This window comes from Mesobacillus maritimus, from assembly GCF_019749255.1.
GTDB classification, from domain to species: Bacteria; Bacillota; Bacilli; order Bacillales; family Cytobacillaceae; genus Mesobacillus_B; species Mesobacillus_B maritimus_A.
Window position 1 is genome coordinate 314,888 of sequence record NZ_JACWFH010000008.1, and the last position, 13,559, is coordinate 328,446.

15 protein-coding genes are annotated in these 13,559 nt (G+C 39.8%); all 15 read left to right on the forward strand.

Annotated features, from left to right (window positions below; all coding sequences use genetic code 11):
* Positions 1-2 precede the first annotated feature (2 nt).
* The 15 genes from H0185_RS06985 to qcrB all read left to right on the forward strand — a co-directional run bounded on the left by H0185_RS06985 (position 3) and on the right by qcrB (position 13,549).
* On the forward strand, positions 3-707 hold the full coding sequence (locus H0185_RS06985) for a demethylmenaquinone methyltransferase (protein ID WP_221872500.1): 705 nt from the start codon (positions 3-5) through the stop codon (positions 705-707).
* Between the two features lie 15 nt (positions 708-722).
* Positions 723-1,685, forward strand: coding sequence for a heptaprenyl diphosphate synthase component II (gene hepT / locus H0185_RS06990; protein ID WP_221872502.1), 963 nt, complete (start codon positions 723-725; stop codon positions 1,683-1,685).
* Positions 1,686-1,780: 95 nt separating this feature from the next.
* Positions 1,781-2,227: a nucleoside-diphosphate kinase gene (gene ndk / locus H0185_RS06995; protein ID WP_221872504.1), complete on the forward strand. Its 447-nt coding sequence runs from the start codon at positions 1,781-1,783 to the stop codon at positions 2,225-2,227.
* A 234-nt stretch (positions 2,228-2,461) separates the two neighbouring features.
* Complete coding sequence (gene aroC, locus H0185_RS07000; RefSeq protein ID WP_221872505.1) at positions 2,462-3,634, forward strand: chorismate synthase; 1,173 nt, start codon at positions 2,462-2,464, stop codon at positions 3,632-3,634.
* On the forward strand, positions 3,634-4,725 hold the full coding sequence (gene aroB, locus H0185_RS07005; RefSeq protein ID WP_221872507.1) for a 3-dehydroquinate synthase: 1,092 nt from the start codon (positions 3,634-3,636) through the stop codon (positions 4,723-4,725). The genes aroC and aroB overlap by 1 nt, the downstream gene beginning before the upstream one ends.
* On the forward strand, positions 4,726-5,088 hold the full coding sequence (gene aroH / locus H0185_RS07010; protein WP_221872509.1) for a chorismate mutase: 363 nt from the start codon (positions 4,726-4,728) through the stop codon (positions 5,086-5,088). It begins immediately after the preceding gene.
* A 39-nt stretch (positions 5,089-5,127) separates the two neighbouring features.
* Positions 5,128-6,228: a histidinol-phosphate transaminase gene (gene hisC, locus H0185_RS07015; protein ID WP_221872511.1), complete on the forward strand. Its 1,101-nt coding sequence runs from the start codon at positions 5,128-5,130 to the stop codon at positions 6,226-6,228.
* Between the two features lie 15 nt (positions 6,229-6,243).
* Positions 6,244-7,347, forward strand: coding sequence for a prephenate dehydrogenase (locus H0185_RS07020; RefSeq protein WP_221872513.1), 1,104 nt, complete (start codon positions 6,244-6,246; stop codon positions 7,345-7,347).
* A gap of 39 nt (positions 7,348-7,386) precedes the next feature.
* On the forward strand, positions 7,387-8,679 hold the full coding sequence (gene aroA, locus H0185_RS07025; RefSeq protein WP_221872515.1) for a 3-phosphoshikimate 1-carboxyvinyltransferase: 1,293 nt from the start codon (positions 7,387-7,389) through the stop codon (positions 8,677-8,679).
* Between the two features lie 200 nt (positions 8,680-8,879).
* A complete protein-coding gene (locus tag H0185_RS07030; RefSeq protein WP_221872517.1) occupies positions 8,880-9,773 on the forward strand; it encodes a hypothetical protein in 894 nt (297 codons plus the stop codon).
* Positions 9,774-9,790: 17 nt separating this feature from the next.
* Positions 9,791-11,050 (forward strand): tetratricopeptide repeat protein, encoded by a 1,260-nt coding sequence (locus tag H0185_RS07035; protein ID WP_221872519.1) that lies wholly within the window; start codon positions 9,791-9,793, stop codon positions 11,048-11,050.
* A gap of 45 nt (positions 11,051-11,095) precedes the next feature.
* A complete protein-coding gene (locus H0185_RS07040) occupies positions 11,096-11,644 on the forward strand; it encodes a ReoY family proteolytic degradation factor (protein WP_221872522.1) in 549 nt (182 codons plus the stop codon).
* A 106-nt stretch (positions 11,645-11,750) separates the two neighbouring features.
* Entirely contained in the window at positions 11,751-12,218 is a 468-nt protein-coding gene (locus H0185_RS07045) for a YpiF family protein (RefSeq protein WP_221872524.1), read from the forward strand.
* Positions 12,219-12,328: 110 nt separating this feature from the next.
* On the forward strand, positions 12,329-12,871 hold the full coding sequence (locus H0185_RS07050; RefSeq protein WP_221872525.1) for a QcrA and Rieske domain-containing protein: 543 nt from the start codon (positions 12,329-12,331) through the stop codon (positions 12,869-12,871).
* A gap of 3 nt (positions 12,872-12,874) precedes the next feature.
* Positions 12,875-13,549, forward strand: coding sequence for a menaquinol-cytochrome c reductase cytochrome b subunit (gene qcrB / locus H0185_RS07055; RefSeq protein ID WP_221872527.1), 675 nt, complete (start codon positions 12,875-12,877; stop codon positions 13,547-13,549).
* Positions 13,550-13,559 lie beyond the last annotated feature (10 nt).

Consider the following 13,559-nt stretch of genomic DNA (forward strand, 5'->3'; position numbering starts at 1 on the left):
ACATGGGGCAGTCAAAAGAGGAACGCGTTCACGGGGTGTTTGAAAGCATCTATAAAAATTATGATCAAATGAACTCCGTCATTAGCTTTAAACAGCATATTAGATGGCGTAAAGATACAATGAAAAAGATGAATGTACAACCTGGGAAGAGTGCATTGGATTTGTGTTGTGGAACTGCCGATTGGACGATTGCTCTTGCTGATGAAGTGGGCAAGGAAGGAAAAGTCGTTGGTTTAGATTTCAGTAGAAATATGCTGAAAATTGGTGAAGAAAAAGTAAAGCAACGCAACCTTGAACAAGTTACTCTAATACATGGAAATGCCATGGATCTTCCGTTTGAAGATAACAGCTTTGATTATGTAACAATCGGTTTCGGTCTTCGGAACGTTCCTGATTATTTACAGGTATTAAAAGAGATGAATCGTGTCCTTAAACCAGGGGGGATTGGTGTGTGTCTCGAGACCTCTCAACCTGAAATGTTTGGATTTAAGCAGGTTTATTATTTTTATTTCCGATTTATTATGCCTGTTTTTGGAAAACTTTTTGCTAAAAGTTATAAAGAATATTCATGGCTTCAGGAATCTGCGCGGAGTTTCCCTGGCATGAAAGAGCTTGCTAAGATGTTTGAAAAAGCCGGTTTTGTTGATGTGAACTACAAACCTTACACCGGTGGAGTAGCTGCTGTCCATTTTGGACATAAAAAATAGTGCTGGGTGGAAACGATGAAATTAAAGATGATGTATTCATATTTAAATTCAGATATAAACATAATTGAGAGAGAGCTTGAATCAACGATTGAAGCTCAATCTCCGTTACTCCGCCAAGCCTCCCTTCATACATTACGCGCAGGAGGGAAGCGAATCCGACCTGTATTCGTGTTGCTTGGGGGGAAATTTGGCGATTATGATATTAATGTTATAAAAAATGTGGCTGTGCCCTTAGAGTTGATTCACATGGCTTCACTTGTCCACGATGATGTCATTGATGATGCTGAACTCCGCAGAGGTCAACCGACGATAAAGGCTAAATGGGACAATCGAATCGCCATGTATACTGGCGATTATATTTTTGCTAGAGCCCTTGAGTTAATAGGGGAAATTAAAGAGCCGATAGCTCATAGGATTTTAGCGGATACGATTGTTCAACTTTCTGTAGGTGAGATTGAGCAAATCAAAGATAAATATAACTTTGACCAAAACCTTAAAAATTATTTTAGAAGAATCAAACGAAAAACCGCTCTATTAATTGCAACAAGCTGTCAATTAGGAGCCGTTGCATCGGGTGTTGAGGAAAAGGACCATAAAAACTTATATCGTTTCGGTTATTATGTTGGGATGAGCTTCCAAATTACGGATGATGTTCTTGATTTTACAGGGACAGAGCAAGAATTAGGGAAGCCAGCTGGTGGTGATTTGCTCCAAGGAAATATTACACTACCGGTTTTGTACGCAATGAATAACGACGCAATACGAAACAAAATAATAAATGTTCATGAAAATAGTTCGAGAGCAGAAATGGATGAAATTATTACCATGATTAAGCAGTCAGGAGCAATTGAAAAATCACTTGATATTAGTGATCGCTATCTTGCTAAAGCGCTGGATATCCTTGAAAAACTTCCGCAGAATAAAGCAAAGAAAACATTACGAGACATTGCCAAGTTCATTGGAAAACGCAAATATTGACAACTTGCTAATTTTTCTAAAAAATGTTATTATTTTAGATGGCTGTTCAAGATAGCTGCTAACTATACATAATGATTTTTTAGGAGTGGAGTATCGTGGAAAAAACGTTTCTAATGGTCAAACCTGACGGAGTTCAACGCAATGTTATTGGTGAAATCGTTTCCCGCTTTGAAAGAAAGGGTTTTCAATTAGTTGGTGCGAAGTTGATGTCTATTCCAACTGAACTTGCCGAGCAACACTATGGCGAGCATAAAGAACGACCATTCTTTGGAGAATTGGTAGACTTTATTACTTCAGGTCCAGTATTTGCAATGGTATGGCAAGGTGAGAATGTCATTTCTACAGCACGTCAAATGATGGGTTCCACGAATCCAAAAGATGCTGCTGCTGGTACGATCCGTGGTGACTTCGGCTTAATAGTCGGGAAAAATATCATTCACGGTTCTGACTCTCCTGAAAGCGCTGTCCGAGAAATCGGTCTATTCTTTAAGAACGAAGAATTAGTAGAATACAATAAAAATATAAACGAGTGGATTTATTAAGATAAAGAAAAAGGCGTCTGCTTTAGCAGATGCCTTTTCTAATTGTATCGGTAAACAAGGCGCTTCCGCTTTTCGTTTCCTTTATCTCAGTTGAAGGGCTCCTTGCCATACGTCGCTAACCGGGCGCTTCCGCTTTTCTTTTTATTTTTTAAATTTTTGCTATTTTTATTTAAACGTGTATGATATATTGGTACATAATCCATAATCCTTTAATGAGTTGAAGGGGGAAAGAGTATGAGATATTTAACAGCTGGTGAATCACATGGTCCGCAGCTTACAACAATTATTGAAGGTCTGCCGGCAGGATTGCCTTTAACGGCAGAAGATATAAACACTGAGCTCGCTAGAAGACAAAAAGGTCACGGCAGAGGGCGAAGGATGCAAATTGAGAAAGACGCTGCCCAAATTATGGGAGGCATTCGACATGGGTATACACTTGGATCTCCAGTGGCACTTGTTGTCGAAAACAAAGACTGGACCCATTGGACTAAAATTATGGGTCAAGGACCACTTAATAAGGATGAGTCAGAGGAAGTTAAACGAAAAATAACTAGGGCTCGACCTGGGCATGCAGATTTAAATGGAGCATTAAAGTATGGACACCGCGATATGAGAAACGTTCTTGAACGTTCTTCAGCTCGTGAGACAACAGTGAGGGTCGCAGCAGGTGCTGTTGCGAAAACACTTTTATCTCAATTAGGAATAGAGATTGCTTGTCACGTATTAGAAATTGGTGGGGTACAAGCAGAAAAGCTACCATATTCCTCGTTAGCAGAGTTGAAAGAAAAAACAGAAGCATCACCAGTTCGTTGTTTTGATCCAACTGCTGAGCAGAAAATGATGGATGCCATTGATGAAGCAAAGAAAAATGGTGACTCAATTGGTGGGATTGTTGAAGTTATTGTTGAAGGAATGCCTGCGGGCGTTGGGAGCTATGTTCATTACGATCGTAAGCTTGACTCGAAACTTGCAGGAGCAATGGTTAGTATTAATGCTTTTAAAGGTGTAGAATTTGGGATTGGATTTGAAGCTGCTAGAAAACCAGGTAGTGAGGTACACGATGAAATTGCTTGGGATCCTGAACAGGGATACTACCGAAAAACAAACCGTCTAGGTGGTTTCGAAGGTGGAATGACAACAGGAATGCCGATTGTAGTTAGAGGCGTAATGAAACCTATTCCGACTCTTTATAAACCATTACAAAGTGTAGATATTGATACAAAGGAACCATTTGCAGCAAGCATTGAGAGATCTGATAGCTGTGCGGTGCCTGCAGCAGCTGTTGTTGCAGAAAGTGTTATTGCTTGGGAGATTGCAGCCGCAATCGTAGATCAATTCTCTTCGGATCGACTAGATGTCCTTCAAGCAGCAATTGAGGAACAGCGCCGGTATGCGAGGGAATTTTAATGGAAACCATCACAATTAAGGCTGGGGATCAAAGGTATCCTGTGCACGTTGGGTACGGGATATTGGATCATTTGCAATCCTTTTTGGAAAGTGAATATCCTCAGCTTACTTCTATTTTGATTATTACCGATGAAACAGTTGGTGAACTTTATCTAGAAGAGTTGATACATGCCATTGGGTATAAACAAATATACAGTAAAGTTGTTCCTGCAGGAGAGAAGGCCAAAACGTTTGAAGTTTATTATGATTGTTTGAGCTTTGCACTCGAAAAGAAACTTGACCGAAGATCAATGATACTGTCGTTTGGGGGCGGTGCTGTTGGCGATTTAGCTGGTTTTGTGGCAGCAAGCTTTATGAGGGGCATACCGTTTATTCAAATCCCGACAACCATACTTGCTCATGACAGTGCGGTAGGCGGAAAGGTAGCAATCAACCATCCGCTAGGCAAAAATATGATTGGAGCATTCTATCAACCTGTAGGTGTTTTTTATGATTTGAACTACTTGACTTCACTTCCTAAAGCGGAAGTAAGATCCGGGTTTGCTGAAGTTATTAAACATGGGTTAATAAGTAATCATCCTTTTTATGATTGGCTTAAAGAGCAGGTCGAGAGTTTAGATGCTACTATTCCTAACCCATTAATGATTGAATGTTTGACCAAGGGAATAAAAGTAAAAGCTAGAATTGTAGAAGTGGATGAAAAAGAAGCTGGCGTTCGAGCCTATCTGAATTTTGGGCATACTTTGGGCCACGCGATTGAAGCGGAAGTTGGATATGGGAAAATAACCCATGGTGAGGCTGTTGCTATTGGCATGGTTTTTGCATTACAACTGAGCTCACAAACATACAATTTTGAATTTAATACAACAGAATTTATTCAGTGGTTAAAGCATTTAGGCTATCGAACAGAGCTACCTGAGGGGCTATCAATTGAACGTCTACTTGGGAGGATGAAGCAAGATAAAAAATCGTACGGACAAAGTGTTCGTTTTGTGCTTCTAAAGGAAATGGGGCAACCTATCGTAAGTGAAGTAGCAGATGAATTTTTAATAGAAAACCTGGAAATCTTCAAAAGACAGGGGGGGCTATAAGTGATTAGAGGGGTTAGAGGAGCAATTACAGTTCTTGAAAACAATGAAGGGGAAATTGTTGCTGCTACTCAAAAACTAGCACAGGAAGTAATCAGAGAGAATGGAATCGATCCTAAATCCGTAGCATCCGTGTTTATTTCGGTGACGGAAGATGTAACTGCTGGGTTTCCTGCTAAGGCTCTACGTCAAATTGATGGGTGGTCATTAGTACCGGTCATGTGCATGCAGGAAATTCCTGTACCAGGCTCGCTTTCAAAATGTATCCGGATTATGTTTCACGTGAACACAGATGCTCGACAAGAGGATATCAAACATATTTATCTTGAAGGAGCTAAGGTATTACGGCCGGATCTACTTAAATAGGAAATATGCAACACAAAGAGTTCAATAGAGGTGAAAACAATGAAATGGAAAAAGCCATTACTATCATTAAAACCATATCAACCTGGAAGGACAATTGACGAAGTAAAAAAACAGTTTGGTCTTGAAAAAATTGTGAAACTAGCTTCTAATGAAAACCCATTCGGTTGTTCTCCTAAGGCAGCAGCTGCTATTCGTGACTATTCTCCGCTTTTATCACTATACCCAGACGGTTATGCAACGAAGCTCCGTGAAGCCGTTTCTGAGCACTTAAAAGTAAGGCCTGAACAGTTAATTTTTGGAGATGGTTCCGATGAATTAATACAGATTATTTCAAGGGCACTTCTTCATTCGGGGACAAATACAGTGATGGCATCAGGTACATTCTCACAATACAAACACAATGCTGTCATTGAGGGTAGTGAAATTAGAGAAATACCATTAATGAATGGTGCCCATGACCTACCGTCTATGCTAAATGCCATTGATGAAAAGACGAGTGTTGTTTGGCTTTGTTCTCCTAATAATCCTACCGGAGTATACATAAAACGTGAAGACATTTATGCTTTCTTGTCAAAAGTTCCTAAGGACGTGCTAATAGTTTTAGATGAAGCTTATTATGAGTATGTCCATGCTGAGGATTATTATGATGCACTTTCCCTAGTAGAGGAATATCAAAATCTTATCGTTCTAAGGACTTTCTCTAAAGTTTATGGATTAGCTAGCTTGAGAGTTGGATACGGAATAGCAAATGAAGATATTATCAAAGTGCTGGATCCTGCAAGACCGCCTTTCAATGTCAATGCACTCGCACAGGCTGCTGCTATTGAGGCAATACAAGATCAAGCATTTGTCGATGAATGTCGAGCGGCTAATCAAGAAGGGTTAAAGCAATTCTATCAATTTTGCGAAGACCAACAACTAAAATACTTTCCCTCGCAAGGGAATTTTGTCCTCATAGATTTTGAATGCGATGGAAATGAAGTCTTTCAGTTTTTAATGGAGAGAGGATATATTATCCGTTCAGGTGTTCCGCTAGGATTTCCTACCTTTGTGAGAGTAACCGTTGGTTCAACCGAACAAAACGAAGGGGTAATCAGTAAAATGAAAGAATTCCTCGAGGTGAAAGCAACTTTATCGTAAAAAGAAGGTGATTTTTTGGAAGGCCGCGTGTTTGTCATTGGCTTAGGCTTAATAGGAGGTTCCTTGGCCCTCAGTATTAAAGCTGAACATCGCAAAGCGATCATAATTGGATATGACATCAATGAAGAACAAGCAAGATTAGCGAAAATGATGGGAGTTATTGATGAGTGTACTTCAAGCATTGAAGAAGGTGCAAAGGAAGCAGATTTAATCATCATTAGTACACCGGTTACTGTTGCGGAAGGAATCATTGAGTTACTTGCTCAAATTCCTCTAAAATGTGGCGTTATTGTAACGGATACAGGAAGTACAAAAACAACAATTACTGAAAAGGCTACTTGTTTGTATGAAAAAGGAGTTTGTTTCATTGGTGGGCACCCAATGGCTGGTTCGCACAAAAGTGGAATAACGGCGTCCAAAAAAATCCTTTTTGAAAATGCCTTTTATTTGTTCACGCCAACATCAGCAATTGAACCAGAAAAAATAGAGGTTCTTAAAAGTTGGCTTAAAGGGACTAACGCAAAGTTTTTAACGGTATCTCCTGAGGAGCATGATTATCTTACTGGTGTGATTAGCCATTTTCCGCACGTGATTGCTGCTTCCCTTGTTCATCAAGCAGCGGCTGCGGAAGAACGCTCTAGCCTTGTTGGAAGACTAGCAGCAGGGGGCTTCAGAGATATTACGAGGATTGCCTCTAGCAGTCCAACGATGTGGCGTGATATTTTGCTTCATAATCGAAATGTTCTATTAGATTTACTTCTAGAATGGAAAGATGAGATGCAAAGAGTCATTACTCTTTTGGAATCAAATGATGGTTCTGGTATTTTCCAGTATTTTGATAAAGCCAAAAAATTTCGTGATGGTCTTCCGACAAAGGAAAAAGGTGCCATTCCGGCATTTTATGACTTATTTGTCGATGTTCCCGATTATCCAGGGAGTATCTCGGAAATAACGGGCTATCTTGCGAAGGAGCAAATAAACATAACCAACATCCGTATCCTTGAGACAAGAGAAGATGTTTACGGTGTACTTGTCATCAGTTTTCAAAACGAAGATGACCGAACTCGTGCTGATCAATGTATCCAACTATACACGAGTTTTGAAACATCCATGGGATAATTTTTAAGAACCTTGAAAACTAACTTAAAGGAGTACATTATGGGAGCGAAAAAGCTGATATCCACTAAATCATCCCTTAATGGGACGATAAAGGTACCTGGAGATAAATCCATTTCTCACAGGGCTGTCATGTTCGGATCAATTGCTTCTGGGGTCACGACGATAGAAAACTTTTTGCCTGGTGAAGACTGCTTAAGTACCATTGCTTGTTTTCGAAAATTAGGTGTAAAGATTCATCAGGATGGAAGTAATGTAACAGTGGAAGGGAACGGCCTCGGTGGACTCCAAGAGTCTGAGACTATCTTAGATGTGGGGAATTCTGGAACAACGATTCGTTTATTAATGGGAATACTTTCTGGTAGGCCTTTCCACTCAGTTTTAATAGGGGACGAATCAATTGGCAAGCGTCCGATGACGCGTGTTACTCGACCCCTTGCACAAATGGGGGCGAAAATAACGGGGAGAAGGGATGGAGAGTATACGCCACTTTCCATTTCCGGAGGATCCCTTAAGGGAATTGAATATAAGCTCCCCGTTGCAAGTGCGCAAGTGAAATCGGCGATTCTATTAGCTGGTTTGCAGGCAAATGGAGAGACGACGGTCATTGAACTTGAAAAGACAAGGGACCATACGGAACGAATGATACGATTATTCGGTGGTGAGGTTTCTTCTAATGGAAATGCTGTTTCTGTTAAGGGTGGTCAGCACCTTACGGCTACGCATGTTAACGTTCCTGGAGATATCTCTTCAGCGGCCTTTTTTCTGGTTGCAGGAGCAATCGTTCTAAATAGTACTATCACGTTAATGAATGTTGGTTTAAATCCAACAAGGACAGGGATTTTAGATGTATTAATAGCGATGGGTGCGGACATGACGATTGAAGAATATGAGTCAACGACTGGAGAGCCAGCCGGAAACATTACCATTAAAACCTCTTCGTTAACGGGGACCGTTCTTTCGGGTGACCTTATCCCCCGTTTAATTGATGAGATTCCAATTATTGCCCTATTAGCTACGCAAGCAGAAGGAAAGACCGTTATTAAAGATGCGGCCGAGTTAAAAGTCAAAGAAACGAACCGGATTGATACCGTCGTAAATGAGTTGAAGAAGCTCGGTGCAAACATCGTTGCTACAGAGGATGGAATGATCATCCATGGAAAGTCTGGTAAGCTTAAAGGTGAAACAGTCTCAAGCTATGGTGATCATCGTATCGGGATGATGCTGGCTGTGGCAGCATTAGTGTGTACCGGAGAGGTATATCTTGAACAAAGCGAAGCAATAGCTGTGTCTTACCCCGAGTTTTTTACTGATCTTCATTCGTTATTTTTATAAGAAACTTCCAACAAAATAGCTTTAGTAAAGGTAAAATCGTCATTTTACTACAATCTACGAAAGTAGTCTTTGTAATACTATTTAAGAGTCTCTCTGGAAACCTGGGGAGGCTCTTTAGTTTGGGCAGTATTCCTCTTAATATCGGTATATTTCCCAGTACAGTATCATAGCTTGTCATAAGACCGTTAAGGAGTGGTTTTATGGCCTATATTATTGAGAATGCACATGTCTTAAGGGGGGAGAAGCGAAGAGACGTATGCCTACTAATTGAGGATAATCGTATATCCTCTTCAAGAGCTTCATTTAAGATGTACAAGCACTTTAGAATGGATGCAGGCAATTTTATCATGACACCTAGTCATGTGCTCCTGGATTTTAATCTCCCACTAACCTCAACATTTGAGCAAAGAAAGGCCTACTATTTAGAGAATTTCATAAAAAAGGGCTGTACGACTGTCCTCACCTGTGTACACATTAACAGGGAAAGACAATTATCTTCAGAATTTAAAAAAATACACTCTGCTCTATTGGATTGTCCGCTTGACTATATCATCGGAGTAAGAATACCGACTACACTGCTCACTAGCAATTTTATAAGGAAATGTAAACGAGAGAAGGTACCCGTTATCTTTGTTGAAGTAGCGAGCGTGAGTGAGCTTAAGAACATTCCTTGGGGCTGGATTAAGGAAGCGATGTTTCCTTACAATTGTCCTCTTGTTCCAATTTTTCAGAATCAAGATAAAAAACTCAAGAGAGTATGGGGAGAAATAATGGATTCAGTTAATCTCCCTAGCTTGAAGGAAGAAGTTCAGGAGTCCAAACCACTCGACCGACATGTTATGGAGAAAATTGGTATATTTCCGAAGAAGTCAAATTTGCATGATGGTGGGGAAGTGAGTTACAATTTCTATTTAAAAGACAGTGAAACTGTTAATATGGTAGAAAGCGAGTTATTTATGAAACATGACTCTTGCCTCTTAATCACTATGCATAAAGGAAAGATCATTCGAGCGGGGAAGCAGGTAAGTTATCATCCAGGTTACGGGGAATATGTTGAAATAAAAACTCCATCTTTCTATCAATCCCCCACATGAGATTGGAAGGTTGAACGATGAATATTGAAGCAATCACTAGTTTATTAGAAGATGGAAATATTGAAGAAGCAATGTCAAACTTTCAGCGTGTTCTAAGTGTAGGCTCAGAAGAGGAAAAATTCTTGCTTGCAGAGGAACTTTTCAGATTTGGGTTTCTTGAAGAAACCAAACAGCTACTCGAGGTTTTATTACAGAGTTATCCAAATGAAGGGGAACTTCTATTACTTTTAGCTGAAACAGAGCTGGAACTTGGTGACGAAGAAAAAGCAATGCTTATCCTTGAAAAAGTTGGTCCGGGCGCTGCAGAATACCCACAAGCATTGTTATTAATGGCAGACTTGTACCAAATGAATGGATTATTTGAGGTAAGTGAACAGAAGTTGCTACAAGCCAAACAACTCCTACCAGACGAAGTCATTATCGACTTTGCTTTAGGTGAACTATATGCACATCAAGGAAGGTTTACAGAAGCAATCAATTCGTATGAAAAAGTTCTCGAAGAAAGAACAGAAGTTGGTGGCGTAAGCTTACATCAGAGACTGGCTGAATCTTATAGTTCAGGCGGGTCATTTGAAGAGGCGCTAAACTACTATGAAAAAGCTTTAGAAGAGCGATTAGAGATTAATACTTTATTCGGTTATGCTTTTACAGCGCTTCAAGCAGGGAAAAATCAAACTGCAATCGAAAAATTTGAAGAATTGAAAGCTCTTGATCCAGAATACCATTCGCTTTATTTGCATCTTTCACATGCATATGAACATGAGGAGATGCTTGAAGAAGCTTTTGAAACCATTAAGGCGGGAATCAAGCAAGATGAATTCAACAAGGACCTATATTATTATGGGGGGAAAATTGCCTTAAAATTGAATAAGGAAGATGAAGCCGAAAAGTTGCTGCGTGAGGCGCTCGCGATTGATCCAGGATTTACAGAGGGAGCACTCGTATTAAATAAATTGCTCTTGAAACAAGAGCGATATGAAGATGTTCTTGATGTCATTTCTAACACTGATATAAATGAAGAGGAAGAACCTCAGCTTTTATGGGATGCTGCCATATCTTCTCAACATCTTGAGCAATATTCACAGGCATTAAACAAATATCAACTTGCATATACTTTTTTTAAAGACAATAAAGAATTTCTCTCAGATTACGGTTATTTTCTAATTGAAGAAGGAAAAATAGCCGAGGCTGCCGAAATTTTAAGTATACTAGTAAAGATGGATCCAACGAATTTAGAGTATCAGGAGCTTCTGGAGCGCTTAACTGAAGAACACTGAAAACAAACTAAAATTTGACCATCTATGCAGAGGAGGGATTCACAAATGACAACCCCTGTTTCTGTCAACGAGAAGAAAGATTTTATCCGTTGGTTTTTAAATCATTATCAATTAAAGCGGCGAGAGTGTGTATGGATACTTAATTATTTAATGAGCCATGATCAGCTTATGGAGAAAGTGCATTTTGTTGAAAACGCGCAATTTTGTCCTCGAGGTCTGGTAATGTCAACACATTGTATTGATGAAGTTCCGTTCCGTTTTTATAAGGAGAACATCATGACAACGGATGCCGAAAAGTCCTTTCATGATATCCGCTTAAACCGTGAAGAGGAGATTTATATTCAACTAAACTTCCATGCCTCGAATAAGGCGCCCCAGTTTGCGGCAGTTCTTGAGGAAAATCCCTTTATGCCTAAAAAGCTGCATATCGATGAGAAGGATCGGCTAATTGCTGAAAAATTCTTGGTCGACAGTCTTTATCAGTTCCAAAAAGAAAAATTAACGAATTTAATTGATGAAGCCTTAGACAGACAAGACAAGGAAGCATTTGTGGAGCTGACAGAAAAATTAAAGAAGCTTGAACCGATCCGTTGAAAGCTTGCTTACTAAAAGCAAGCTTTTTTGTTTGGTTTTTTCTGGGCATTTTATTGTTTATAATGGTAAGATGGAAAGGAATATGATTACACGGAGTTGAAAACAGATGAAATGGACACCAGCTGATATTGAAAAATTTGAAAAGTCACCGGAATACGTGGATACAGCTGTTGTTCCTTTATTCCCAGTCTCCTTTGCGAACGGAATGAAGGAAACGGCGGCAATGACTGAATTCACCAGTTTGCTTACCAGTCAGCTTGAGAGGCAGCTACAAGGTAGAATCCTTCTTACCCCTGGCTTTTCATATTTAAAAAGCTCGAGGTTTCCCGTAGTAGAACAGCTAAAGGATTGGGAGACAGACATGCTGGACAAGCAGTTTAACCATGTATTCTATGTAACATCTGATTCTGATTGGAAACAACATGAAGCCATGTTACAAGGAACGCTGTTATGGATTCCATCGCTCCCGCTTCAACATATGGATGAAAAAGCAAAACAATCGGTTATGGAGGATCAAATTCGACAACTGATGAACTTGTTTATTCAGAAATGGCGGGATGCAGAAGCAGAGTAATATTTATCACTGATAAAAATGTTTTTACCATAGTATTATATTGATTTTATAAAGAGATTGATATATCATGATTATGTCCTAGTCTTAATTGTGTGTACAAATTATGTCCGATGTACGTAAAATTGGGGAACAGAGGGGGGAAAAGCGTGAGTAAAGATCGCGTTTCAAGACGACAATTCTTAAACTATACACTGTTGGGTGTAGGCGGTTTCATGGCAGCTGGAATGGTAATGCCAATGGCCCGTTTTGCGATTGATCCTGTCCTAAAAGCCAATGCGAGTGGTGACTTCGTTGCAACTAAAGTAAAGGTTGCTGATATTACGGAAGAACCGCAACGAGTTGACTTCAAATTTGATCAGGTTGATGCCTGGTATGAATCTGAGGAAACTGGAACGGCTTGGGTGTACAAAAATGAAAACGGAGAAATCGTAGCTCTATCACCGGTGTGTAAGCACCTAGGCTGTACTGTTGACTGGAATGCAGATGAAAAGAATCAAAATATGTTCTTCTGTCCATGTCACTACGGTCTTTATGAGAAGGATGGTACTAACGTTCCAGGCACTCCGCCATTGGCGCCACTAGATGTCTATCCTTATCAAGAAAAAGACGGAATCCTTTATTTAGGTAAAGCACAACCACGAGAGGGGGCGTAATAATTGTTAAACAAAATTTACGATTGGGTAGATGAACGTTTAGATATTACGCCGCTGTGGCGTGATATTGCTGACCATGAAGTTCCGGAGCACGTGAATCCGGCACATCACTTTTCCGCATTTGTCTACTGTTTTGGCGGTTTAACGTTCTTTATTACTGTCATTCAGATTCTATCAGGGATGTTCTTAACGATGTATTACGTTCCAGATATTAAAAATGCATGGGAATCTGTTTATTATTTGCAAAATGAAGTGGCATTTGGACAAATTGTCCGCGGAATGCATCACTGGGGAGCAAGCTTAGTAATTGTCATGATGTTCTTACATACATTGCGTGTTTTCTTCCAGGGAGCTTATAAAAAACCTCGTGAATTAAACTGGGTTGTAGGGGTTTTAATTTTCTTCGTTATGCTTGGTCTAGGTCTAACAGGATATCTCTTACCATGGGATATGAAAGCACTATTTGCAACAAAGGTTACATTGCAGATAGTTGAGGCTGTACCATTATTAGGGCCATACTTAAAAATCTTGATGGCAGGTAGTGCCGATATTGTCGGTGCCCAAACGCTAACTCGATTCTTTGCGATTCATGTATTCTTCCTACCAGCTGTTCTATTTGGATTGTTGGCAGCACATTTTATTATGATTCGTAAGCAAGGTATCTCAGGTCCGTTGTAAAAAGATATAT